The 23,064-nt window shown below is 74.2% G+C and carries 24 protein-coding genes and 1 riboswitch; of the genes, 11 read left to right on the top strand and 13 right to left on the bottom strand.

The genetic code is table 11. From position 1 onward, the window contains the following. Window positions 1-20: 20 nt before the first annotated feature. The 7 genes from AFM16_RS09670 to AFM16_RS09640 form a co-directional block, all read right to left on the bottom strand. Window positions 21-1,403: a cobyrinic acid a,c-diamide synthase CobB gene (locus tag AFM16_RS09670; protein WP_051780715.1), complete on the bottom strand. Its 1,383-nt coding sequence runs from the start codon at window positions 1,401-1,403 to the stop codon at window positions 21-23. Between the two features lie 4 nt (window positions 1,404-1,407). Next, complete coding sequence (cobO, locus tag AFM16_RS09665; protein ID WP_078633047.1) at window positions 1,408-2,007, bottom strand: cob(I)yrinic acid a,c-diamide adenosyltransferase; 600 nt, start codon at window positions 2,005-2,007, stop codon at window positions 1,408-1,410. Next, window positions 2,007-4,082 (bottom strand): putative cobaltochelatase, encoded by a 2,076-nt coding sequence (locus AFM16_RS09660; RefSeq protein WP_078633046.1) that lies wholly within the window; start codon window positions 4,080-4,082, stop codon window positions 2,007-2,009. Before AFM16_RS09660 ends, cobO begins: the two co-directional genes overlap by 1 nt. Before the next feature lie 98 nt (window positions 4,083-4,180). Continuing rightward, on the bottom strand, window positions 4,181-5,692 hold the full coding sequence (locus AFM16_RS09655) for a cobyric acid synthase (RefSeq protein ID WP_078633045.1): 1,512 nt from the start codon (window positions 5,690-5,692) through the stop codon (window positions 4,181-4,183). Next, window positions 5,689-6,639: a cobalamin biosynthesis protein gene (locus AFM16_RS09650; protein WP_078633044.1), complete on the bottom strand. Its 951-nt coding sequence runs from the start codon at window positions 6,637-6,639 to the stop codon at window positions 5,689-5,691. The genes AFM16_RS09655 and AFM16_RS09650 overlap by 4 nt, the downstream gene beginning before the upstream one ends. Window positions 6,640-6,740: 101 nt before the next feature. Next, window positions 6,741-6,880: riboswitch (cobalamin riboswitch) on the bottom strand. Window positions 6,881-7,027: 147 nt separating this feature from the next. Continuing rightward, window positions 7,028-7,249: a hypothetical protein gene (locus AFM16_RS09645; protein WP_030791062.1), complete on the bottom strand. Its 222-nt coding sequence runs from the start codon at window positions 7,247-7,249 to the stop codon at window positions 7,028-7,030. 46 nt (window positions 7,250-7,295) lie between these two features. Beyond that, complete coding sequence (locus tag AFM16_RS09640) at window positions 7,296-8,558, bottom strand: inorganic phosphate transporter (protein ID WP_078633043.1); 1,263 nt, start codon at window positions 8,556-8,558, stop codon at window positions 7,296-7,298. Window positions 8,559-8,761: 203 nt separating this feature from the next. Here AFM16_RS09640 and AFM16_RS09635 point away from each other — a divergent pair, with 203 nt between their 5' ends. The 3 genes from AFM16_RS09635 to AFM16_RS09625 all read left to right on the top strand — a co-directional run bounded on the left by AFM16_RS09635 (window position 8,762) and on the right by AFM16_RS09625 (window position 12,246). Then, entirely contained in the window at window positions 8,762-9,445 is a 684-nt protein-coding gene (locus AFM16_RS09635) for a class II aldolase/adducin family protein (protein WP_107419053.1), read from the top strand. Between the two features lie 59 nt (window positions 9,446-9,504). Further along, the gene (locus AFM16_RS09630; protein WP_030791055.1) at window positions 9,505-10,653 is read left to right on the top strand and encodes an alpha/beta hydrolase; all 1,149 of its coding nucleotides are present in this window, start codon (window positions 9,505-9,507) and stop codon (window positions 10,651-10,653) included. Window positions 10,654-10,812: 159 nt separating this feature from the next. Then, complete coding sequence (locus AFM16_RS09625; RefSeq protein WP_167797170.1) at window positions 10,813-12,246, top strand: hypothetical protein; 1,434 nt, start codon at window positions 10,813-10,815, stop codon at window positions 12,244-12,246. A gap of 28 nt (window positions 12,247-12,274) precedes the next feature. Here AFM16_RS09625 and AFM16_RS09620 read toward each other — a convergent pair whose 3' ends face one another. Beyond that, the gene (locus AFM16_RS09620) at window positions 12,275-12,688 is read right to left on the bottom strand and encodes a VOC family protein (protein ID WP_030791049.1); all 414 of its coding nucleotides are present in this window, start codon (window positions 12,686-12,688) and stop codon (window positions 12,275-12,277) included. 257 nt (window positions 12,689-12,945) lie between these two features. On the opposite strand from AFM16_RS09620, the gene AFM16_RS09615 reads away from it, so the two are divergent. From AFM16_RS09615 to AFM16_RS09605, 3 genes are all read left to right on the top strand, one after another. Then, window positions 12,946-14,544 carry an ABC-F family ATP-binding cassette domain-containing protein gene (locus tag AFM16_RS09615; RefSeq protein ID WP_030791046.1) on the top strand — a complete coding sequence of 533 codons (1,599 nt, stop codon included), beginning with the start codon at window positions 12,946-12,948 and terminating at the stop codon, window positions 14,542-14,544. A 335-nt stretch (window positions 14,545-14,879) separates the two neighbouring features. Continuing rightward, the gene (locus AFM16_RS09610) at window positions 14,880-15,101 is read left to right on the top strand and encodes a helix-turn-helix domain-containing protein (RefSeq protein ID WP_004002281.1); all 222 of its coding nucleotides are present in this window, start codon (window positions 14,880-14,882) and stop codon (window positions 15,099-15,101) included. Between the two features lie 134 nt (window positions 15,102-15,235). Continuing rightward, complete coding sequence (locus AFM16_RS09605; protein ID WP_030791043.1) at window positions 15,236-16,039, top strand: enoyl-CoA hydratase/isomerase family protein; 804 nt, start codon at window positions 15,236-15,238, stop codon at window positions 16,037-16,039. Window positions 16,040-16,060: 21 nt separating this feature from the next. Here the strand turns inward: AFM16_RS09605 and AFM16_RS09600 are convergent, their stop codons facing one another. Further along, the gene (locus AFM16_RS09600) at window positions 16,061-16,777 is read right to left on the bottom strand and encodes a hypothetical protein (protein WP_030791040.1); all 717 of its coding nucleotides are present in this window, start codon (window positions 16,775-16,777) and stop codon (window positions 16,061-16,063) included. Window positions 16,778-16,867: 90 nt separating this feature from the next. On the opposite strand from AFM16_RS09600, the gene AFM16_RS09595 reads away from it, so the two are divergent. From AFM16_RS09595 to amaP, 5 genes are read left to right on the top strand one after another with little or no spacing between them, the layout of a single operon-like run. Further along, window positions 16,868-17,353, top strand: a complete 486-nt coding sequence (locus AFM16_RS09595; RefSeq protein ID WP_030791038.1) for an Asp23/Gls24 family envelope stress response protein — start codon at window positions 16,868-16,870, stop codon at window positions 17,351-17,353. Window positions 17,354-17,383: 30 nt separating this feature from the next. Next, on the top strand, window positions 17,384-17,566 hold the full coding sequence (locus AFM16_RS09590; protein ID WP_030791036.1) for a hypothetical protein: 183 nt from the start codon (window positions 17,384-17,386) through the stop codon (window positions 17,564-17,566). Beyond that, on the top strand, window positions 17,563-17,979 hold the full coding sequence (locus AFM16_RS09585; RefSeq protein ID WP_030791034.1) for an Asp23/Gls24 family envelope stress response protein: 417 nt from the start codon (window positions 17,563-17,565) through the stop codon (window positions 17,977-17,979). The genes AFM16_RS09590 and AFM16_RS09585 overlap by 4 nt, the downstream gene beginning before the upstream one ends. Continuing rightward, complete coding sequence (locus AFM16_RS09580; protein WP_078633040.1) at window positions 17,976-18,641, top strand: DUF6286 domain-containing protein; 666 nt, start codon at window positions 17,976-17,978, stop codon at window positions 18,639-18,641. The genes AFM16_RS09585 and AFM16_RS09580 overlap by 4 nt, the downstream gene beginning before the upstream one ends. Continuing rightward, a complete protein-coding gene (amaP, locus tag AFM16_RS09575) occupies window positions 18,638-19,225 on the top strand; it encodes an alkaline shock response membrane anchor protein AmaP (RefSeq protein ID WP_179123261.1) in 588 nt (195 codons plus the stop codon). Before AFM16_RS09580 ends, amaP begins: the two co-directional genes overlap by 4 nt. A 30-nt stretch (window positions 19,226-19,255) precedes the next feature. On the opposite strand, the gene AFM16_RS09570 is transcribed toward amaP, so the two are convergent. The 4 genes from AFM16_RS09570 to AFM16_RS09555 form a co-directional block, all read right to left on the bottom strand. After that, complete coding sequence (locus AFM16_RS09570; protein ID WP_030791028.1) at window positions 19,256-20,011, bottom strand: SDR family oxidoreductase; 756 nt, start codon at window positions 20,009-20,011, stop codon at window positions 19,256-19,258. A 4-nt stretch (window positions 20,012-20,015) separates the two neighbouring features. Further along, window positions 20,016-21,803, bottom strand: a complete 1,788-nt coding sequence (locus AFM16_RS09565; RefSeq protein WP_030791026.1) for a glycoside hydrolase family 15 protein — start codon at window positions 21,801-21,803, stop codon at window positions 20,016-20,018. An 81-nt stretch (window positions 21,804-21,884) separates the two neighbouring features. Then, complete coding sequence (locus AFM16_RS09560) at window positions 21,885-22,679, bottom strand: SURF1 family cytochrome oxidase biogenesis protein (protein WP_030791024.1); 795 nt, start codon at window positions 22,677-22,679, stop codon at window positions 21,885-21,887. Window positions 22,680-22,750: 71 nt separating this feature from the next. Further along, window positions 22,751-22,984, bottom strand: a complete 234-nt coding sequence (locus AFM16_RS09555; protein WP_078633039.1) for a metallothionein — start codon at window positions 22,982-22,984, stop codon at window positions 22,751-22,753. Window positions 22,985-23,064 lie beyond the last annotated feature (80 nt).

Genomic DNA, 23,064 nt, shown 5'->3' with positions numbered 1-23,064 from the left:
ACCCACCGCCTGCCTGCCCGTCATGACGTCCCGCACCTCTCCACGAACCGTTGGGCCACGCTCGGGGCGGCCGCCCAGTGGGTGTGCAGATAGCTGGCGTGGACGCCGCCGGTCACGAAGCCCTCGACGCGTGGCTGTGGGGTCCGCAGGCCCCAGGCGGGGGTGCCGCCCGCGCCCGGTTCCACCACGGTCCGGTGGAACTCGTGGCCGCGCAGCCGGGTTCCGGCGGTGGCCAGCACGCTGTCGGTGAGGGCGACGGCGTCCCGGTAGCCGAGTGTCAGCCGCTCCGTCATCCGGGCGCTCGCGTCCAGGACCCCGCACATCGGCCGGCCGTCCAGCTCCCGGCACAGGTACAGCAGCCCGGCGCACTCCGCGGCGACCGGCGCGCCGGACTCCGCGAGCGCGGCGACGGCCTTGCGCAGCGGCTCGTTGGCGGACAGTTCGGCGGCGTACATCTCGGGGAAGCCGCCGCCCACGACCAGCCCCGCGGTCCCCTCGGGCAGCGCCTCGTCGCGCAGCGGGTCGAAGGTGACGACCTCGGCCCCGGCGGCGGTGAGCAGTTCGGTGTGCTCGGCGTAGGAGAAGGTGAACGCGGGCCCGCCGGCGACCGCGACCACCGGACGCCGCCCCGTCACCGGCGGGCCGGACGGCGGCGCCCAGGCCGCGTCCGGCAGCGGCCCCGCCGTCCGGGCCAGCGCCATCAGCCCCTCCAGATCGCAGCCCCGCTCGACCTGCGCCGCCATCGCCGCGACCGCGTCGACCGCCGCCGCCCGCCGCTCGGCGACCGGCACCAGCCCCAGATGCCGGGACGGCGTGTCCACCTGCGGGGCCCGCCGCAGCACCCCGAACACCGGTACCCCGGCCTCGTCCAGCGCGTCCCGCAGCAGCTCCTCGTGCCGGTCCGAGGCGACCTTGTTCAGGATCACGCCCGCGAGCCGCGCCTGCGGATCCCAGGACGCGAAACCGTGCACCAGCGCCGCCACCGACCGCGACTGCGACGAGGCGTCCACCACCAGCACCACCGGCGCCCGCAGCAGCTTCGCCACATGCGCGGTGGACGCCAGCTCCCCCTGCCCCGCCGCCCCGTCGAACATCCCCATCACGCCCTCGACCACGGCGAGTTCGCACCCGGCCGCGCCGTGCGCGAACAGCGGGCCGATCAGCTCGGGCCCGCACAGATACGCGTCGAGATTGCGCCCCACCCGCCCGGTGGCGAGCGCGTGGTACCCGGGGTCGATGTAGTCGGGCCCGACCTTGTGCGGGGACACGGCGAGCCCCCGCGCGGCGAACGCGGCCATCAGCCCGGTGGCGACGGTCGTCTTGCCGCTGCCGGAGGACGGCGCGGCGACGACCAGCCGGGGCACGGAGGACGAGGAGGACGGAGAAGACGGGGCGGTCAGCACGGCGTCACCACTCGATGCCTCGCTGGCCCTTCTGCCCGGCGTCCATCGGGTGCTTGACCTTGGACATGTCGGTGACGAGGTCGGCGAGGTCGACGATCTGCCCGGGGGCGTTCCGCCCGGTGATCACCACGTGCTGGGTGCCGGGCCGGTCCCGCAGCACGGACACCACCTCGTCCGGGTCCACCCACCCCCAGTGCATCGGGTACGCGAACTCGTCGAGCACGTACAGCTTGTACGTCTCGGCCGCCAGGTCGCGCTTGACCTGCTCCCAGCCCTCGCGGGCCTTCTCCTCGTTGTCCATCTGGCCGTCGCGCTGCACCCACGACCAGCCCTCGCCCATCTTGTGCCAGTCGACGGTGCCGCCCTCGCCGCTGGCGCCCAGCACCCGCAGCGCGTTCTCCTCGCCGACCTTCCACTTCGCCGACTTGACGAACTGGAACACCCCGATCGGCCAGCCCTGGTTCCAGGCCCGCAGCGCGAGCCCGAACGCGGCGGTCGACTTGCCCTTGCCGATCCCCGTGTGCACCAACACCAGTGCACGGTTACGGCGCTGACGGGTCGTCAGCCCGTCGTCCGGCACGACACTCGGCTGTCCCTGCGGCACTACGCGGCCCTCCTCGAAGTCGAAGCAGACGGAGCCACGGAGGCTCCCTGTACGTTCCGGACCAGCCCGGCGATCGACTCCGCCCGCAGCTCGTCCAGTGTCACCGCCGTCCCGCCCAGCTCACCCGCGAGCCGCCCCGCGAGCCCGAGCCGCACCGGCCCCGACTCGCAGTCCACGACGACGGAGGCGACGCCCTCGGCGGCGAACAGCCGGGCCGCCCGCCCGGCGAGCGCGACCGGATCGGGACCGCCGGTCGCCCGCCCGTCGGTCACGACCACCAGCAGCGCCCGGCGCGCCGGATCCCGGAGCCGCTCCACCCGCAGCACGTCGTGCGCCCGCAGCAGCCCGGCGGCCAGCGGGGTGCGCCCCCCGGTGGGCAGCGACTCCAGCCGTACGGCGGCGGCGTCCACCGAGGACGTGGGCGGCAGCGCCACCTCGGCCGCCGACCCCCGGAAGGTCACCAGGCCCACCTTGTCCCGCCGTTGGTAGGCGTCCAGCAGCAGCGAGAGGACGGCGCCCTTCACGGCGCTCATCCGCTGCCGGGCCGCCATCGACCCGGAGGCGTCCACGGCGAACAGCACGAGGTTGCCCTCGCGCCCCTCCCGGGTCGCCTGCCGCAGATCGTCCCGGCGCACCACCAGGCCCCGCCCGGACCGCCCCCGCGCCCGCTGGTGCGGCGCGGCCGCCAGCACGGTCGCCGCCAGATGCAGCTTGGTCAGGGCACCCCGCGGCCGGCGCGCGCCGGTGGTGCGCCCGTGCTCGGTCCGCGCCCGCGAGCGCCGCCCGGCGGCACCCTCACCGATCCCGGGCACGCTGAGCACCTTCGTACGGAACGGTTCGGCGGCCCGTACGGCGGACCGCTCGCCAGAGCCCGCACCGGCACCGGGGGAGTCCTCGGGCTGCCCGCCCGCACCGGCCTCGGGCGGCGCCCCGGCGTCGGCCCCGGCCGCGTCGTCGGGCCCCCCGGCGTCCGGGGCCGGACCCCCGCCCCCGCCACCGTCGTCGGGCCCACCGGGATCCGTGTCGGGATCCGTGTCCGGGTCGGGCTCGGGATCCTCGTCGTCGCCCGCGAACTCCTCCAGCGTCCGGTCCAGCCGGTCCTCGTCGAGCCCCGGCGCGTCGAACGGATTGCGCCGGCGCCGGTGCGGCAGCGCGAGCAGCGCCGCCTGCCGCACGTCCTCGGCGAGCACGTCCGTGCGCCCGGCCCAGGCGGCCAGCGCGGTCGCCGTACGGGCCATCACGATGTCGGCGCGCATGCCGTCCACCTCGAAGGCGGCACAGGTCGCCGCGATCTGCCGCAGCGCCCCGTCGCCCAGCCGCACCGACGGCAGCAGCTCCCGCGCGGCCGTGATCCGCTCCCGTACGGCGGCCTCCTCGTCCGCCCACCGGGCCGAGAAACCGGCCGGATAGTCGTCGTAGGCCAGCCGGCGCCGCACGACCTCCACCCGCTGGTCGGGTTCGCGCGAGGCGGCCACCTCCACCGTCAGCCCGAACCGGTCGAGCAACTGCGGCCGCAGCTCGCCCTCTTCGGGGTTCATGGTCCCGACGAGCAGGAACCGGGCGGCGTGCCGTACGGAGACGCCCTCGCGCTCCACGTACGAGGCACCCATCGCCGCCGCGTCCAGCAGCAGGTCGACCAGATGGTCGTGGAGCAGGTTGACCTCGTCGACGTAGAGGATCCCGCGGTGCGCGTCGGCCAGCAGGCCCGGCTCGAACGCCTTCACGCCCTCGGCCAGCGCCCGTTCGATGTCCAGGGCGCCGACCAGCCGGTCCTCCGAGGCGCCCACCGGCAGCTCCACCATCCGCGCCGGACGGGTCTCGGACACCCCCGTCTCGTGCGGCCCGTCCGGGCAGCCGGGGTCGGGGGCGGCGGGGTCGCAGGAGAAGCGGCAGCCGGAGACCACGTCGAGGGCGGGCATCAGCGCCGAGAGCGCCCGCACGGCGGTGCTCTTCGCGGTGCCCTTCTCCCCGCGCACCAGCACCCCGCCGACCGCCGGTGACACGGCGTTCAGCAGCAGCGCGAGCCGCAGATCGTCCTGGCCGACGACGGCCGTGAATGGGAAGGGGGTGGTCACTGGTTCTCCTCCAGGTCGCCGGCCGGCTCCGGACGCGGGACGGGCGGACGGGACGGGCGGACGGGACGGCACGGTGTTCCCGTGGGACGGCACGGTGTTCACGCGGGCGCCCCCGGTGGCACGAAGGGAAGTCCCGGCGGCGCGCCCGACTCGACGAGCCGCCACAACGCGTCCGTGTCCGCGTGCTGTTCGATCAGATCGCCGAGCCGGTCGAGCTGTTCCTCGCGCAGCGCGGCGAAGGAGGTGTCGGCGGCCGGCACGAACCGGCGGCCCGCGGCGGCGGCCACCTCGCGCAGAAAGGCCCGCCGGAAGCCGTCCGACTCCAGCGAACCGTGCCAGTGCGTGCCCCACACCGAGCCCGCCCGGCACCCGTCGAGGAAGGGCTCCCCGCCGGTCACGGTGGCGACCCCGTGATGGATCTCGTACCCCTCGACCCGCTCGCCGAGGGCCTCGCCGACCGGCCGGGTGAGGGTCTTCTCCGGGGCGAACCGCACCCGGACCGGCAGCAGTCCGAGCCCGTCGACCCGCCCGCGGCGGCTCTCGACGTCGTCCTCGATGTGCTCGCCGAGGATCTGGAAGCCGCCGCAGATCCCGAGCACGGGCCGCCCCTCGGCCGCCCGCCGGGCGAGGGCGTCGGCGAGCCCGCGCTCGCGCAGCCACTCCAGCGCCCGCACGGTCCCCCGGGTGCCGGGGACGACGACGAGATCGGCGTCGGCCAGCTCCTCGGGCCGGTCCACGAACCGCACGACGACACCGGGCTCGGCGGCCAGCGCGTCCACGTCCGTGAAGTTGGACATCAGCGGGATCGCGCACACGGCGACCCGCAGCACGTCCTCGCCGACCGGCGGCGCGACGGTGGACTCGCGCACGGTGCCGCGCAGCGACACCCGCAGACCGTCCTCCTCGTCGATCCCGAGCCCGTGCCGGAAGGGCAGCACCCCGTAGGTGCGGCGCCCGGTGAGCCCGTGCAGCATGTCGAGCCCCGGCTCCAGCAGGCTGACGTCCCCGCGGAACTTGTTGACGAGGAACCCGGCCACCAGCTCCTGGTCCTCCGGCGACAGCAGCGCGACGGTGCCGAAGAAGGAGGCGAAGACGCCGCCGCGGTCGATGTCGCCGACCACCAGCACCGGCAGCCGGGCGCTGCGCGCGATGCCCATGTTCACGATGTCGGTGCGCCGCAGGTTGATCTCGGCGGGGCTGCCCGCCCCCTCGCAGATCACCGCGTCGTAGGTGCTGCGCAGCTCGGCCAGACAGTCGACGACCGTCCCGAGGAGCCGCTGCTGACGGCCCCCGTGGTAGCCGCGCGCGCTCATCTCGCCGACCGGCTTGCCGAGCAGCACGACCTGACTGCTGCGCTCCCCGCCGGGCTTGAGCAGCACCGGGTTCATCAGCGCGCTCGGCTCGATCCGGCACGCCTGCGCCTGCATGGCCTGGGCCCGCCCGATCTCGGCGCCCTCCTTCGTCACGAAGGAGTTCAGGGACATGTTCTGCGCCTTGAAGGGCGCGACCTTCACCCCCTGCCGCACCAGCCACCGGCAGATCCCGGCCGTGACGACGCTCTTGCCCGCGTCGGACGTGGTCCCGGCGACGAGCAGCCCCCCGCCCGTCATGACGCCCGCCCCCGCACCCGCGCGGCGGCGGCCCGCCCGGCGACGGTGACGCCGAGCGCGAGCAGCGCGACCCGGCGGGACAGCCGTACCGCCCGCTCGATGTCCTTGACCTCCACGGAACGCCCCTTCTGGTTCAGCACCGGCCGGTGTTCGACCCGGCCCCCGTACGACAGCGTCCCGCCGAGCCGCACCCCGAGCGCCCCCGCGAAGGACGCCTCCACGGGCCCGGCGTTGGGACTGGGATGCCGGTGGGCGTCGTCGCGCCAGGCCCGCACGGCCCCCCGCGGATCGTCCCCCGCGAGGACGGCGAGGACGGCGGTGAGCCGCGCCCCCGGCCAGCCGGCGAGGTCGTCCAGGCGCGCGGACGTCCACCCGAAGCGCAGATGGCGCGGTGAGCGGTGCCCGACCATGGCGTCCAGCGTGTTGACGGCCCGGAACCCGAGCAGCCCGGGCACCCCGGCGGCCGCCCCCCACACCAGGGCCCCGGTGACGGCGTCGGAGGTGTTCTCGGCGACGGACTCGACCACGGCGCGGACGATCCCGTCGGCGTCCAGGGCCTGCGGGTCGCGCCCGCACAGATGCGGCAGCCGGGCCCGCGCCGCGTCGACGTCCCCGGTCTCCAGGGCGTGGCCGACGGCCCGCGCCTCGCGCGCGAGGGAGGTGCCGCCGACGACGGCCCAGGTGGCGGCGGCGGTGAGGGCGACGGACCCGGCGGGGGAGGAGCGGACGGCGCGCGAGGCGGCGGCCCCGAGCGCTACGGCGCCCCCGGCGCACACCAGGGTGTGCAGGGCGCCCCAGCCCCGGTGGTCGCGCCACAGCACGCGCTCGACGGCACCGGCGGCCCGCCCGAATCCGGCGACCGGATGGCCCCGGCGGGGATCGCCGAGCAGCAGGTCGCCGAGGAGGCCGAGAGCGGCGCCGTACGCGTGGACGCGGTCGGCACGCACCGGCTCAGCCGGCCGTGCGGCCGGGCAGGGGCCTGGTGCGGTACCTCAACGACCGAGCGCGCATGGCGATATGTCCTCACTCAGGGTGTCCGCGCCCTGGTTCGACGAGACCGGCGGTGAGAGTTCCTGGCTCCCGGGGGTTACTACCCCGGTGACAGTGGCGGGACCGCGCCGGATTCGCACCGGCTTCCTCTTCTGCCGCCGTAGCTGGCCCCGGCAGTCCACCACGGGCCCCGAAGGGCCGTCAACTTGCCGTTGACCTGCGGGGGGAGAGTGTGCAGAACCCCACACCGCCCGTACGCGGACCGGGCCGCACACGAAGGCGCGCCCGGTCCGGGACCCCGGGAAGGGGCCGGACCGGGCGCACCCGGGGACGGTCGTCGTGGCCTCAGGCCACGATCAGCGAGATCCCGTAGGCCACCGCGGCCGTGCACGCCGCGAAGCAGGCGTACGCGCCGGTCAGGGCGAGGGTGGCGGAGCCGCCCTGCGCGGTGGCCCGTTCGCGGTGGGAGAGGGCCATGATGCCGAGGGTGAAGAGGCCCACGAGGGCCACGGTGACCACGAGGCTGACGCCGAAGACGGAGCCCAGGGCTGCCCAGTCGATCTTCATAGGGATGCTGTTCCTTCGCGTTCCTGCGTATCCGGGCGGATGGCGCTCAGGCCGTGGGGGCGGGCGAGGCCGCCGGCTCGGCCGCCGGGGAGGCGATCGTGGCGGTCAGGGTCTCGGAGACCGGCTCGGGCACCGTCTCGGTCATCGCGGCGGTGGGCGGCGGAGTCACCGCGGCGATGGCGGTGGTGACGACACCGGCCGGCTCGTCCGGATGGTCGTTGACGTTGGTGTGGTCGACGTGCTCGCGGCGGGAGATCTTCCAGATGGCGGCGCTGGAGGCGACCAGGAAGACCGCGACCACCGCCGTGCCCCAGGCGCCGAAGCCGGTGACGTACTCGGCGAGCGCGCCCACCAGGGCGGCGGCCGGGAGCGTGAGGCCCCAGGCGACGAACATCCGGGTCGCGGTGGACCAGCGGACCACCCCGCCCTTGCGGCCGAGGCCCGCGCCCATCACGGAACCGGAGACCGAGTGCGTGGTGGAGAGGGAGAAGCCCAGGTGGGAGGAGGCCAGGATGACCGTCGCGGCGCTGGTCTGGGCGGCGAAGCCCTGCTGCGGCTGGAGGTCGGTGAGGCCCTTGCCCATGGTGCGGATGATGCGCCAGCCGCCGAGGTAGGTGCCGAGCGCGATGGCCAGACCGGCGGTGAGGATGACCCACAGCGGCGGGTCGGAGTCGGGGGCGACGGCACCGCCGGCCACCAGGGCCAGGGTGATGATGCCCATCGTCTTCTGGGCGTCGTTGGTGCCGTGGGCCAGGGAGACCAGGCCCGCGGAGGCGATCTGGCCGGCGCGGTAGCCCTTCTCGGCGGCCTTGCCGTCGGCCTTCCTGCCCAGGCGGTAGGAGAGCCGGGTGGCGAGCATCGCCGCGACGCCCGCGACCAGCGGGGCCGCGATCGCCGGGATCAGGACCTTGGTGACCAGGACGTCACCGTGGACCGCGCCCATGTCGGCGGAGGCGATGGTGGCGCCGATCAGACCGCCCATGAGGGCGTGGGAGGAGCTGGAGGGCAGGCCCACCAGCCAGGTCAGCAGGTTCCAGAGGATCGCGCCGACCAGGGCGGCGAAGATGACCTCGGGACGGATGCCGGTCTCGTCGACGAGACCCTTGGAGATCGTGTTGGCGACCTCCACGGAGAGGAAAGCGCCCACAAGGTTCAGCACGGCGGACATGGCCACCGCGACCTTGGGCTTGAGCGCACCGGTCGAGATGGTGGTGGCCATCGCGTTGGCGGTGTCGTGAAAACCATTCGTGAAATCGAACGCGAGTGCGGTGACCACCACAATCGCGAGGATCAGCGAGAAGTTTTCCATTTACCCAGGCAATCTTTCGAAGTCATTGGTCGGCTGACCGTAGGCAACCTGGGTGAACGGAAGGTGAACTGAGGCGGTCACTGCGGTGTCCACATCCGGGGGTCGTCACCCCCTGTCGCGGCGGCCCGTAGCGGGTGGTCCACGATGCGTGATCCGGCCGCCGTTGTATGCGATGGGAGGCCGTGCGCTGGCAGGATCGGGGCATGGCTGAGCAGCGGTACGAACAGCGTCGGCGGGACCCGCTCCCCGAGGAGACGGACGCCTGGGAGGCCCTGGTGGCGGCGGCCCGCCGCACGGTCGCGGACGGCCTCGTCGTCGGCACCTCGGGCAACGTCTCCGTCCGAGTCGGCGACACCGTACTCGTCACCCCGTCGGGCGTGCCCTACGACCGGCTCACCCCGGACGACGTCACCGGCGTCGACCTCACCGGCCGGCAGGTGCTCGGCACCCTCGTCCCGACCAGCGAACTGCCCATGCACCTCGCCGTGTACGCCACCACCGACGCCCGCGCCGTCGTCCACACGCACGCCGTCCACGCCACCGCCGTCTCCACGCTCGTCCTCGAACTCCCGCCCGTCCACTACATGACGGGCGCCCTCGGCGGCCCGGTCCGCGTCGCCCCCTACGCGCCCTACGGCACCCCGGAGCTGGCCGAGAACGTCCTGCGCGCCCTCGAAGGACGCACCGGCTGCCTCCTCCGCAACCACGGCACCCTCACCCACGGCACCACCCTCGACCAGGCCTACGACCGCACCGCCCAGCTCGAATGGATGTGCAGCCTCTGGCTCAAGGCGTCCTCGGTCCCCCACCACACCCCGTCCCTCCTGACGGAGTCCCAGATCACGGAAGCGGGCACCCGCCTCCGCAACTACGGCCAGCCGGGCTGACCCGACCCCCTGGGGCCCCTCCACTGGCCGCCAAGAGGATTGGCCAGGACACTGGACGGGTGCGCACTGTCACCGCGACGGCCGCTGCCGTCACCGCAGCCCTGGCCGCCGGCGCCGTCAGTGTCGCCGCCGGGCGGCTCGCCAGCGACGCCGCGCTGAAGGCGCCGCCCGGGCGGCCCCTGCCCACCGAACCCCGGCTCACCGTGCACGGCACCGCCGCCGGCCAGATCGCCCTCACCCGCCATCTGGCCAGCCTGCGCCCCGGCACCTACGGGCTCGCGGGCGACGGCTCCCACGCGGTCGTCGGCCCCGTGCTGCCGCAGGCTGCCGGCTCCGCCGACACCGTCGTACGGCGGCTCGAAAGCGTCACGCACGGCAGCCTGAGCCCCGGGGACGCCGTGTGGCTCACCCCCAACCTGTACGTCGGCAACCCGAGCGCCGCCCTCGGCCTCGACCACGCCGACGTCGACGTGCCCGGCGAGCTGGGCCCGCTGCCCGCCTGGTTCGTGCCCGGCGACCGGCGCACCTGGGTGATCGCCGTGCACGGCCTCGCCGCCACCCGCGAGCACGCCCTGAACCTCATGGGCTTCCTGCACAGCCGCCGCTTCCCGGTCCTCGCCCTCTCCTACCGGGGCGACCTCGGCGCGCCCCGCCCGCCGGACGGCCTGAACCACCTCGGCCAGACCGAGTGGCGCGACCTGGACGCCGCGATGCGCTACGCCGTCCGCTACGGCGCCGAACGCGTCGTCCTGCTCGGCTGGTCCACCGGCGCCACCATGGCCCTGCGCGCGGCCGCCCACTCCGGACTGCGCGACCGGGTCTCCGGGCTCGTCCTGGACTCCCCGGTGCTGGACTGGCAGGCCACCCTGCGCGCCCTGGCCGCCGCCAGACACACCCCCGGCGTCCTGCTGCCGCTCGCCGTCCGCGCCGCCCAGGGCCGCACCGGACTGCACGACGGCCCCGGCGGATCCGGCGACCCGGGCGACGGCGCCGCCGACCCGGCCGCCGGACTGCGGGTGCCGACCCTCGTCTTCCACGGCCCCGACGACACCGTGGCCCCCTGGGAGGCGTCCCGCCGTCTCGCCGCCCGCCGCCCCGGCCTGGTCTCCCTGCACACCGTCGCCCGGGCCCCGCACGCCGCGATGTGGAACGTCGGCCCGAAGGACTACGAGGAGACCCTCCGCCGCTTCCTCATCCCCCTGAGCTGAGCCGCGGCGAGGACCGCCCCCGAAGGTTCCGTTTAAGGCCGTACCACTGGCCTGAACCGGTCCCGGCGGGCCCCCGCGCACGCCGTGCGTTGGCCAGTCCCGTCGCCCGCCGTGACATTCCGTTTGGGTTTTCGGACCGTCAACCGGAAGACTGCACCCGTGACGTCCCGTATCCCGCGCGACTCCAGGCTTCGACTCGTCCGCCCGCGACCCCTGGCCGCCGCCCCCACCGCTGTGAACGAGCGGCGCCCGCGCCGCCCCGCGCCCCGCCCCCCGGAAGGCACTCCGGCCCCGGCGGAGCTGGCCAGAATGGCACGCTCAGGTCTGGCCGCCGCGGCCCGTGTCGCCCGCTGGGCCGACAACGCCCTCGGCCCCGGCCGTGACGCCGCGACCGCCGACGGCAAGGCCACCCTGTCCGACCCGTCCGCCGAACGCGCGGCCCGCGATCTGGGCCTGACCCGGGACCAGGTCCGCCACGACTGGGACATCGCCCGCCTCGCCGGACTCATCGAGGTGCACGGCGACAGCGCCCGCCCCGGCTGGCGGCTGCGCGCCTGGAACCGCGACGACGGCGCCGTGCTCCGCGGCTGGGTCGCCCTCTTCGACGCCTGGTCGCTCGCCACCCCGGAACCCGCGGGGGAGGAGCCCGCCGCCGTCGCCGAGGTCGTCTCGGCCATGCCGCAGGTGCTCTCCTTCCTCCAGCTCTCCGCCGGCCCCGTGCCCGTGGAGCAGCTCCTCGACCTGCTGCGCCAGCGCGTCACCGAACTGCGCACCGAGCGCTGCGAGGTCCCCTACGCCGCCGACGCCGTCAGCCCGGCGGCGGCCGCCGCGCCCGCCGTCGACACCGACCCGGCGGAGCCCGCCCGCGACGCCGAACTCGCCCCCCTCCTCGACTGGGCCCTGCACGCCCTCGCCTCGGTGGGCGCGCTCACCTGCGGCGCCGGCCAGGCCACCCTCACCCCGCTCGGCAACTGGGCGGTCTGGGTCAAGCTGGAGCAGATCTGCGTCGCCGCGCAGAGCCCCGCGGGCAACATCGAGCAGGCGGCCGAGGACATGCTGCGCGGCTGCGCCCAGCTCCGCCCCAACGCCGCCCGCGCCGAGTACCGCGCCTGGCTCGCCGCCCGGACCGTCGGCGGCGCCGTCACCGAACTGCTGGCCGCCGCCCGCGGCGAGGACGCCCTGCTGCGCGGCCTGGCCTTCGAGGCGCTCCGCGTCGTCGGCGCCCCCGCCGAGGCCGAGGTCCGCGCCGCCGTCGACGAGCCCGCCCTGCGCCCCTACGCCCTGCTGTGGCTGGCGGAGCACGACGGCGTGGACGCCGAGGACGCGCACGAGGTGCTCACCCGCCAGGAGGCCACCTGGCTGTGGGTGGACACCGCCGCGGCCGTCGCCGACCACGGCGAGGCCCCGATGCTGGTACGGCATCTGGAGTCCGCGCTCCAGCCGACCGTGCCCGCGCTCCTGGACGAGGTGCGGGCCGTGGGACACCCGCGCACCGTGCAGGTCCTGGTCGCCCTCGCCGCCGCGCACCCCGACCCGGCGCTGGCCAAGGCCGTCCGCCGGGCCGCCTTCCAGGTGCACACCGGCGGAAGCTGAGCCGGGCCGCCCGGCCCCGCCCGGCGGCTCAGCCCTGGAGATCCGGCGCGTACGTGCCGAAGCTCCAGATGTTGCCCTCGGCGTCCCGCGCCATGTAGTCGCGGGAGCCGTAGTCCTGGTCCGTCGGGGGCATCAGGATCTCCGCGCCCTGCTCCACGGCCCGGCGGTGGTGCGCGTCCACGTCGTCCACCACCACGTACACCCCGGCGGGGCCCGCGTCCTTCATCGCCGCGTCGAAGACCCCGCCGCGGCCCTTCGAGCCCAGCATCACCACGCCGTTGCCCTGGGCCAGCTCGGCGTGCAGCACCGCGCCGTCCTCGCCCTCGTACACCGACAGCTCGGTGAAGCCGAGGGCCTCCGTGAGCTGCCGGATCGCCGCCTTCGCGTCGGCGTACAGCAGTGTCGGACAGATGCCCGGTCGTACTCCCTGCGTCCCTGTCATGCCGATCACTCCCCATGTGTGACCACCGAGGTCACCGCCGGAAATGTCATCCGCCGCCCAGTGTGACAGCCGCCACTGACAACGCCCCGGCATGACGGGCCCACGGCCCCGACCGGCCCTTGATCGAACACGCGAACGCAGAAAACTGCTTGCACGGTCCCGTTAGACTGGCCTCATGGCCATTCTCCTCGCGCATTAGACGGCGGGAACGTCCTCAGCCGCCCATCCCGCCACCGACCCCGCACAGGAGTCTGACCGTGATCTCCGCCTCCGGCATCGAGCTGCGCGCCGGTGCCCGCATCCTCATCGAAAGCGCCTCCTTCCGTGTCGCCAAGGGCGACCGCATCGGCCTGGTCGGCCGCAACGGCGCGGGCAAGACGACCCTGACCAAGGTCCTGGCCGGCGAGGGCATGCCCGCCGCGGGCCAGGTCACCCGCTCCGGCGAGGTCGGCTACCTCCCGCAGGACCCCCGCACCGGCGACCTCGACGTCCTCGCCCGCGACCGCATCCTGTCCGCGCGCGGCCTCGACCTCCTCATCCGCAAGATGCGCGAGAACGAACAGCGGATCGCCGTCGGCCAGGGCGCCACCCGCGAGAAGGCCCTGCGGCAGTACGAGCGCCAGGAGACCGAGTTCCTCACCAAGGGCGGGTACGCCGCCGAGGCCGAGGCCGCCACCATCGCCGCCGCGCTCAACCTGCCCGACCGTGTGCTCGGCCAGCCCCTGCACACGCTCTCCGGCGGTCAGCGCCGCCGCGTGGAACTGGCCCGCATCCTGTTCTCCGACGCGGACACGCTCCTGCTCGACGAGCCGACCAACCACCTGGACGCCGACTCGATCGTCTGGCTGCGCGACTACCTCAAGACCTACCGCGGCGGCTTCATCGTCATCAGCCACGACGTCGACCTGGTCGAGACGGTCGTCAACAAGGTGTTCTACCTGGACGCCAACCGCTCCCAGATCGACGTCTACAACATGGGCTGGAAGCTCTACCAGCAGCAGCGCGAGGCCGACGAGAAGCGCCGCAAGCGCGAGCGGCAGAACGCCGAGAAGAAGGCCGCCGCCCTGCACTCGCAGGCCGACAAGATGCGCGCCAAGGCCACCAAGACCGTCGCCGCGCAGAACATGGCCAAGCGCGCCGACCGGCTGCTCGCGGGGCTGGAGGCGGTCCGCGCCTCCGACAAGGTCGCCAAGCTGCGCTTCCCCGAGCCCGCGCCCTGCGGCAAGACCCCGCTGATGGCCGAGGGCCTGTCGAAGTCGTACGGCTCGCTGGAGATCTTCACCGACGTCGACCTGGCCATCGACAAGGGCTCCCGGGTCGTCATCCTGGGCCTCAACGGCGCCGGCAAGACCACCCTGCTGCGCCTGCTCGGCGGGGTGGAGCAGCCGGACACCGGCGAGGTGCGCCCCGGCCACGGCCTCAAGCTCGGCTACTACGCCCAGGAGCACGAGACGCTCGACCCGGAGCGCACCGTCCTGGAGAACATGCGCTCCGCCGCCCCCGACCTGGACCTCGTCGAGGTCCGCAAGGTGCTCGGCTCGTTCCTGTTCTCCGGCGACGACGTCGACAAGCCGGCCGGGGTCCTCTCCGGCGGTGAGAAGACCCGGCTCGCCCTGGCCACCCTGGTGGTCTCCTCCGCCAACGTCCTGCTGCTCGACGAGCCCACCAACAACCTCGACCCCGCCAGCCGCGAGGAGATCCTCGGCGCACTGCGCACCTACAAGGGCGCGGTGGTCCTCGTCACCCACGACGAGGGCGCCGTGGAGGCGCTCCAGCCCGAGCGGATCATCCTGCTCCCCGACGGCGTCGAGGACCTGTGGGGCTCCGACTACGCGGATCTCGTCGCCCTGGCGTGACCGAACGAGTGATCCACGGCGTATGGATCATTCGGCCTACCGGTGATCCACCATCTGTGTGAGATCTCCTCGTATCGAGGTGTGTCCTACATCGATTTCACGGCCGATCCCTTTGTCGACAAGGGGTCGGCCGTCGCGCGTCTCTGACCTGCTGTTTCGCGGAACAACCCGTTCGGCCGTACGAACGCCACCCGATGGAATCGGGGATTCCGCTTGTGGGGACGCGCTCCTGTCGTCAAAAGCCTGTCGCACGGACCTTGCCGAATGGGTGGCCATCACGCCCCGGAGGGGTGATCATGAGGAGACCAGAGCGCACTTCCCATGAGGAGGCACGGGTGGCCGAGACTCTGAAGAAGGGCAGCCGGGTGACCGGCGCCGCGCGCGACAAGCTCGCGGCAGACCTGAAGAAGAAGTACGACTCCGGTGCGAGCATCCGGGCGCTGGCCGAGGAGACCGGCCGCTCGTATGGCTTCGTACACCGGATGCTCAGCGAATCGGGCGTCACGCTCCGTGGGCGTGGCGGAGCGACCCGGGGCAAGAAGGCCGCCTCGTCCTGATCCGGGCGGCCCCTCGCCTTCGACGGTGGCCACCCGGTCGGTCGATCGACCGACCGACCGGGTGGTTACTGTGCAGTCACTTAGCTGTTCATCTGGCATGACCGCTGACTGACCGCACCCATCGGAGGCTTCCCATGGCCACGCCCGCCCAGGAACTCGTTCCCCTGCTCGACAAGGACGGCGTACGGCTCACCGTCGACGACGCGCTCGCCACGGTGACGCTGACCAACCCGGCCAAGCGCAACGCGCAGAGCCCCGCGATGTGGCGGGCGCTGGCCGAGGCCGGGCAGTTGCTGCCGGGCTCCGTCCGGGTGGTCGTGCTGCGCGGTGAGGGCGTGTCCTTCTCCGCGGGCCTCGACCGGCAGATGTTCACGCCCGAGGGGATCGAGGGCGAACCGTCCTTCATCGACCTCGCGCGCAGCGGCGACGCCGAACTCGACGCCGCCATCGCCGGGTTCCAGGAGGGCTTCACCTGGTGGCGACGGAGCGACGTCGTGTCCATCGCCGCCGTCCAGGGGTACGCCATCGGCGCGGGCTTCCAGCTCGCCCTCGCCTGCGACATCCGTGTCGTCGCCGAGGACGTGCAGTTCGCCATGCGCGAGACCAGCCTCGGACTGGTCCCCGACCTCACCGGCACGCACCCCCTCGTCTCCCTCGTCGGCTACGGCCGCGCGGTCGAGATCTGCCTGACCGGGCGGTTCGTCGGCGCCGAGGAGGCGGTCCAGTCCGGCCTCGCCAACGTCGCCGTACCGGCGAAGGATCTGGACGCCGCGACCGCGGACCTGGCCGCCGCGATCCTGGCGGCCCCGCGCGACGCGGTCATCGAGACCAAGACCCTCCTGCGCGGCGCGTCCGCCCGGGACTACGACGCCCAGCGCACCGCCGAACGCGCCGCCCAGGGCCGCCGCCTGCGCGACCTGGCCGGCCTGGGTGAATGAGTCCTGGCCGCCGCTGAACGGCTAGCCCACCGCCGTCACCAGGACCGTCACCGTCGGATGATCCGGAAGGGCGGCTCCCACGGCCGCGCGGACCTCCCGGGCCACGTCCAGGGCCCGGAGGTCCGCCGCGACCGCGATCTCCACGCGCGCGTGGCCGCGCGGCAGGGCCGCCGACTCCGCGGGGTGCTCCTCCAGACGGACCGCACGGCCCAGCACGTCCGTCAGAGCCGTCACGCCCGGTACCGCCAGGGCCGCCGTGGCGGCCAGCGCCTCCGCGCCGGTGGGCGCCGACCCGGCCGGGACCGGCTCCACCGGCGCGGCGGGCTCCGGTTCCGGGTCCTCGTCCAGCAGGGCCGTGACCCTCAGGTCCACCTCCGCCACCACCAGGCCCAGCCGCTCCGCCGCCGCCTCGGCCAGCGCGTCCCGCACCCGGCCCGCCACCAGCGGCAGCGGCCCGCTCGCCACCGCCGCGAAATCCGCCGTCAGCCGCAACGGCCCCGGCGGCAGCCCGCTCGGCGGCGCCGGTACGACCGGCTCGACGGCGTCCGGGGGACCCGCGGGATCCGCCGGACCGATCCGCAGCACCCCCAGCCGCACTCCCGGCAGCCCCCGCACCGCCTCCCGCAGCGCCGTCCGCGCCGCGCTCTCCGCGATCCATACGCCGTCCCCGGGACCCCCGAGGGGAAGCAGTCGCCCGAGGCCCAGTTGGTTCCGTACCGCACTCGTCCACCCGTTCATTCCTCCAGACTGCCGTATCCCCGGGGCGCGGCGGAGCAACCGCGCTTACCGTGGTCGAAGGGACGACGACCGAAAAAAGGACGTACGGCCATGACTGAGTCAACGGACCAGCTCCGGACGCAGAACACCGAGGGCGGCGCGGAGAACGTGTCGACCCGCAAGGGGGCCACCCGGCGCGGCGGCGGCGACCCGGGAACCCGGGGGCGGACCACCATCGCCGACGGCGTGGTGGAGAAGATCGCGGGTCTCGCGGCCCGGGACGTCCTCGGCGTCCACGCCATGGGCAGCGGCATCAGCCGCACCTTCGGAGCCGTACGGGACCGGGTGCCCGGTGGCTCCAAGTCGGTGACCCGCGGTGTGAAGGCCGAGGTCGGCGAGGTGCAGACCGCCCTCGACCTGGAGATCGTCGTCGACTACGGCGTCTCCATCTCCGACGTGGCCCGCGACGTCCGGGAGAACGTGATCGCGGCCGTGGAGCGGATGACCGGCCTCCAGGTGGTCGAGGTCAACATCGCGGTCAGCGACGTGAAGCTGCCCGACGAGGAGGACGACGAACCCGAGCCCCGGATCCAGTGACGCGTCGACCCGACAGCGGAGGAACGCAGCATGAGCATGGCCGTGGCCGGCATGATCGCCGGCATGGCACTGGGCTTCGCCGGATACTTCGGCGGGTTCGGGGCCTTCCTGCTGGTGGCGGCACTGGGCGCCATCGGGTTCGTCGTCGGCCGGTTCCTCGAAGGGGACCTGGAGATCGGCGACTTCTTCCGCACGCGTGACCGGCGCAGGTGACGGCGGTGAGCGAGGGGGCGGAGGCCGTCGCCGCGCGCCGCGCCGTCGTACCGCCCGCCGACCGCGGCGCCACCCGGATCGCCGACCGGGTCGTCGCGAAGATCGCCGCACAGGCCGCCAGGGAGGCGGTCGGCCCGGCCGCGCCCGGCGCCAACCAACCGCACGCCACCGTCGTCGTGCACGCCCACGGCGCACCGGGGGCGAGCGGCGGCACCGTCGGCGCCGCGCACATCCGGGTCCACCTCGAACTGGACTACCCCACCGACATCGGCGCCCGCTGCCGGCAGGTGCGTCGACATGTCGCCGAGCGGGTAGGCGCGTTGGTGGGAATGGACGTCCCCGAGGTCGCCGTCCAGGTCGAACGGCTGCACCGGACGGCGGCCCACGGCGAGGCACACGGGAGGACGCGATGAGCGAGCCCCGGGGCTCGGACAGCACACCGCCCGTCCTGGAGAAGACACCGGACAGCGAGACCGACAGCACGGACGAGAACACACCGCAGGAGCAACCGGACACCACCGCGGACCTCGGCAGGGGCGGCCGCTTCTGGTCCGCACGCCGCGTCCCGGCGGCCGTCGTCGCGGCGGCGCTGCTCGTGATCGCGGGCGCCTTCCTCTACGACGTCGTCGCGGTCCGCGCCGACCACGACGCCATGCCCTGGCGCAGCGGCCTGGCCCGCGAGCTGGCCGAACGCCCCCTGGACGACGTCTGGGTGCTGGTCGGCGCCGGTGTCGCGGCCGCCCTCGGCCTCTGGCTGATCCTGCTCGCCGTCACCCCGGGCCTGCGGTCCGTGCTGCCGATGCGGCGCACCCACCCCGACGTCCGCGCGGGCCTCCACCGGGACGCCGCCGCGCTCGCGCTGCGCGACCGCGCCATGGAGGTCGGCGGAGTGCAGTCCGTCCGGGTGAAGGCCGGCCGGCGCAGGGCCGACGTCCGCGCCGTCGCCCACTTCCGTGACCTGGACGCCGTACACACCGACCTCGACACCGTCCTGGCCGACGCGGTCCGCGGTCTGGGCCTGACCCGCCCGCTCGGCCTCACGGTGCGGGTGCGGCGGCCCGGGAAGAAGGGGTGAGGCCCGTGCTCAGGACCGTCGACCGCGTCCTGCTGGGCATCGTCGGACTGGTGCTGCTGGCCCTCGGCGGCTCGGTCCTCGCCGTCGGGCTCGGTGTGTCACCGCCGTCCTGGTGGATCCACGACGGCCCCCACGACGTGCTGCTCAGCACCGCCGAACGCACCCGCTGGCGCACCGAGGGATGGTGGTGGCCCACGGTCATCGCCGTCCTCGCGCTGCTGATGCTGCTCGCCCTGTGGTGGCTCACGGCGGTCCTGCGCCGCCGCCGGCTCGGCGAGGTCCTGGTGGACACCGGCGACGGCGCGGGCGCCGTGCTGCGCGGCCGCGCCCTGGAGGGCGTCCTGTCGGGCGAGGCCGCCGATCTGGAGGGCGTGGCCCACGCCCACGTCCGCCTGACCGGTCGCAGCGTCGCCCCGTCGACCCGGATCACCCTCCAGTTGGAGCCGCACGTCGACCCCGGCACGGCCCTGGACCACCTCACGTCACAGGCCCTGACCCACGCCAAGGACTCGGCCGCGCTCCGGGCGCTCCCGGCGGAGGTGCGCCTGAAGGCGGCCAAGCACAAGGCGGAACGGGTCAGTTGACCGTGTGAGGTCCCGGGTCCGCGCGGTCCCTCAGAACCCGTGCCGCATCCCGCCGTCCACCGGCAGCATCAGGCCCGTCAGGTAGGACGCGGCCGGGGAGAGCAGGAAGGCTGCCGTCCGCCCGAACTCCTCCGGGGTGCCGTAGCGGCGCAGGGGGATGCGGGACTCGTTGGCGACGCGGGTGGCCTCCGGGTCGGCGGACAGGGCGTCCAGTTCGCGCACCCGGTCGGTGTCGATGCGGGCCGGGAGCAGGCCGACCACCCGGATCCCGCGCGGGCCCAGCTCGTCCGCCAGTGATTTGGCGAAGCCCGCGAGGCCCGGCCGCAGGCCGTTGGAGATCGTCAGGCCGGGGATCGGCTCGTGCACCGAGCCCGACAGCACGAACCCGATGACCCCGCCCGCCTCCAGCTCGGCCGCGGCCGCCCGCGCCAGCCGCACCGCGCCGAGGAACACCGACTCGAACGACGCCTGCCACTGCTCGTCGGTGTTGTCCGCGACGAACCCGGGCGGCGGCCCGCCCACACTGATCAGCACCCCGTCGAAACCGCCGAAGGCATCCCGCGCCGTGGCGATCAGCCGCTCCGCCGCCAGCGGGTCGGCGTTGTCGACGGCCACACCGACCGCGTTCGGCCCCAGCGCGGCCGCCGCGTCCGCCACCCGCTGCTCGTCCCGTCCGCTCAGCACGACCCGCGCGCCGTCCGCGACCAGCTCGCGCGCACTGGCGTTGCCCAGCCCGCGGGTGGCTCCGGTGACGACGTACACCCGGTCCTTCAGTCCAAGATCCATGGCCCTATCCTGCCCGCTCGTCACCGAACAGGACGAGGGCGGTGTTCACCAGGCCGATATGGCTGAACGCCTGCGGGAAGTTGCCGAGATGCCTGCCGGTGGCCGGGTCGTACTCCTCCGGCAGCAGCCCCACGTCGTTGGCCAGCCCGACCAGACGTTCGAACAGCTCCCGCGCCTCCTTCGTCCGGCCGGACATGTGCAGGGCGTCGGCGAGCCAGAACGAGCAGGCGAGGAAGGTGCCCTCGTCGCCCGGCAGCCCGTCGACGGTCCGCCCGTCGGTGCTGTACCGGCGCACCAGACCGTGGTGGCCCAGCTCGGCGGCGATCGCCTCGATGGTGCCGATCACCCGCGGATCGTCCGCCGGCAGGAAACCCGCGCGCGGGATGAGCAGCAGGGAGGCGTCGAGTTCGAGCGACCCGTAGGACTGGGTGAAGGTGTTGCGTTCCCGGTCGAAGCCCTTCTCGCACACCTCCCGGTGCACCTCGTCGCGCAGCGCCCGCCATCCCTCCAGGTCGCCGGACAGGTCCGGGAACTCCTCCAGCGTGCGCACGGCCCGGTCGGCGGCCACCCACACCATCACCTTGGAGTGCACGAACTGACGGCGGCCGCCGCGCACCTCCCACAGCCCCTCGTCCGGCTCCCGCCAGTTCTCGGCCAGCCACTCCATCAGCGCGCACTGCACCGACCAGGCGTGCGGCTTGTCCGTCAGACCCGCCCCGCGGGCCAGCGACAGGGAGTCCATCACCTCGCCGTAGACGTCCAACTGGAGCTGGTTCACGGCCTCGTTGCCGATGCGTACGGGCACGGATCCGGCGTGGCCGGCCAGCCAGGACAGTTCGAGCTCGGGCAGCCGCCGCTCACCCGCCAGCCCGTACATGATCTGGAGGTCGGCGGGATCGCCCGCCACGGCCCGCAGCAGCCAGTCCCGCCAGTCCCTCGCCTCCTCCTGGTAGCCCGCGGCCAGCAGGGCGTTCAGGGTGAGGGTGGAGTCGCGCAGCCAGCAGTAGCGGTAGTCCCAGTTGCGCACCCCGCCCGGCTCCTCGGGCAGCGAGGTGGTGGGGGCGGCGACGATCCCGCCGGTGGGCCGGTAGGTGAGCGCCTTGAGGGTGATCAGGGAGCGTACGACGGCGTCCCGGTGGGGGCCGTCGTAACGGCACCGGGCGGCCCACGCCTGCCAGTCCTCGACGCTGACGCGCAGCGCCTCGCGCGGGTCGACCAGCGGCGGGCGGGGATGGTGCGAGGGGTGCCAGGTGAGCACGAACGCGACCGACTCGCCCGGCCCGACCGTGAACTCGGAGTGGGTCGCGAAGTCCTGGCCCCAGGTCCGGACGGCGGGTTCGCTGCGCAGCCAGACCGCGTCCGGCCCGGCGACGGCGACCCGATGGCCGTCGGAGCGCCGCATCCAGGGCACGACCGAGCCGTAGTCGAAGCGCAGCCGCAGCTCGCTGTGGACGGTGACCCGGCCGCGCAGGCCCTCGACGACCCGGACGACGTCGGGCGCGCGGTCGCGCTGCGGCATCAGGTCGGTGACCCGGACGGCGCCCTCCTCGGTCTCCCACTCGGTGTCCAGGACCAGGGAGTCGGGCCGGTAGGCGCGGCGGGTGCAGGGACCCTCCGCGCCTCTGGGGGCGATGCGCCAGTGGCCGTTCTCCTCGTCGCCGAGGAGCCGGGCGAAGCAGGCGGCGGAGTCGAAGCGGGGCAGACAGAGCCAGTCGACGGATCCGTCCATGCCGACGAGAGCGGCGGTCTGTTCGTCGCCGATGAGCGCGTAGTCCTCGATGCGGGGGTGCACGGGGTTGCGGGTTCCCGCCGGAGCGGGGGAGCAATCCAGGGCTGCGGCCGGGTGAGTGACGAACCCGTGCCCGGGGTGCCGTTACACCGCGGCCGGTGCCGTCTCCTGCGGCCGCGCCTGGGCGGCCGCCGCGGCGCGGTCCCGGCGCTCACGCCGCACCAGCACGAACCAGCCGACCGGGACGCCCGCGGCGAACAGCCACCACTGGATGGCGTAGGCGTAGTTCAGCGCGGCGTCCTCGTCGCCGGGGGCGCCGACCGGCTCCGGGGTGTCGCCCTTGGGCTCGGGCGCGGTCAGCGCGATGTACCCGCCGAGCACCTCGGCACCGAGCCGCTTCGCCTCGCGCGCGCTGTCGATCAGCATGATCTGCCGGTCCGGCAGCCCCTGGAGGTTCTTGATGCCGCTCGCCTCGGTCGTCTCGTCCGGCATCAGCCGGCCGGTGACGGTGACCTGCCCGGCGGGCGGCGCGGGCACCTTCGGGAACGCGGTCTGGCTGGGGGCGTCCGCCGGGATCCAGCCGCGGTTGACGAGCAGCACGTCGCCGTCGGTCAGCACGAGCGGGGTCAGGACGTGGAAGCCGACCTCCTCGTCGGAGTTGACGCGGCGCCGGACGACGACCTCGTGCGCGGTGTCGAAGGTGCCCGTCGCCGTCACACCGCGGTAACGCTCGCCGCGGGTGACGGTGTGGCCCGGGGAGGTCAGCCGCTCCACCGGCACCGGCTTCGCCTCCAGCGCCTCGGAGACCAGGCGGTTGCGGGCGGCGCGCTCGTCGTGGCGGTGCATCTGCCAGAAGCCCAGCCTGATCATCGTGGGGATGAGGAGGAGGGCGACCAGCGTGAGGATCACCCACTGCCGGGACAACAGGAAGCGGTACACCCCACGACCGTACCTCCCGGGTCATGGGGTGCTGTCGCAGGGGGTGGGCCGACACCCGGCTCCGACCCGGCTCATACGCGGTCGACGATGCCGGCCCTCCCCTCGGCGCGGGCGCAGTGGGCGCCGCAGTACCAGTGGCCCTCGACCTCGACGCCCTGGCCGATGATCTGGACCCGGCAGTGCTCGCAGATGGGGGCCATGCGATGGATCGCACAGGAGAAGCAGTCGAAGACGTGCACCGCGCCCTGCGCGTGCACCTCGAAGGTCATTCCGTAGTCATTGCCGCACACTTCGCATCTCGCCATGCGCCACAGGGTGAGCCGTCACCCCCGCGCGGGCGAGCGGCCGCCGGGCGAGTCGCCCGGCAATCACCCGGACGTACGGG

This window comes from Streptomyces antibioticus (assembly GCF_002019855.1).
In the GTDB taxonomy this organism is placed as follows: domain Bacteria; phylum Actinomycetota; class Actinomycetes; order Streptomycetales; family Streptomycetaceae; genus Streptomyces; species Streptomyces antibioticus_B.
This window is presented reverse-complemented; position numbering and strand designations above follow the sequence as displayed.

Coding starts and splice junctions, on each gene's coding strand:
- AFM16_RS09655 (WP_078633045.1), bottom strand. CDS start 5,692: ATGACGGGCGGGGGGCTGCTCGTCGCCGGGACCACGTCCGACGCGGGC.
- AFM16_RS09645 (WP_030791062.1), bottom strand. CDS start 7,249: ATGAAGATCGACTGGGCAGCCCTGGGCTCCGTCTTCGGCGTCAGCCTC.
- AFM16_RS09640 (WP_078633043.1), bottom strand. CDS start 8,558: ATGGAAAACTTCTCGCTGATCCTCGCGATTGTGGTGGTCACCGCACTC.
- AFM16_RS09635 (WP_107419053.1), top strand. CDS start 8,762: ATGGCTGAGCAGCGGTACGAACAGCGTCGGCGGGACCCGCTCCCCGAG.
- AFM16_RS09620 (WP_030791049.1), bottom strand. CDS start 12,688: ATGACAGGGACGCAGGGAGTACGACCGGGCATCTGTCCGACACTGCTG.
- AFM16_RS09605 (WP_030791043.1), top strand. CDS start 15,236: ATGGCCACGCCCGCCCAGGAACTCGTTCCCCTGCTCGACAAGGACGGC.
- AFM16_RS09600 (WP_030791040.1), bottom strand. CDS start 16,777: ATGAACGGGTGGACGAGTGCGGTACGGAACCAACTGGGCCTCGGGCGA.
- AFM16_RS09595 (WP_030791038.1), top strand. CDS start 16,868: ATGACTGAGTCAACGGACCAGCTCCGGACGCAGAACACCGAGGGCGGC.
- AFM16_RS09590 (WP_030791036.1), top strand. CDS start 17,384: ATGAGCATGGCCGTGGCCGGCATGATCGCCGGCATGGCACTGGGCTTC.
- AFM16_RS09580 (WP_078633040.1), top strand. CDS start 17,976: ATGAGCGAGCCCCGGGGCTCGGACAGCACACCGCCCGTCCTGGAGAAG.
- AFM16_RS09570 (WP_030791028.1), bottom strand. CDS start 20,011: ATGGATCTTGGACTGAAGGACCGGGTGTACGTCGTCACCGGAGCCACC.
- AFM16_RS09555 (WP_078633039.1), bottom strand. CDS start 22,984: ATGGCGAGATGCGAAGTGTGCGGCAATGACTACGGAATGACCTTCGAG.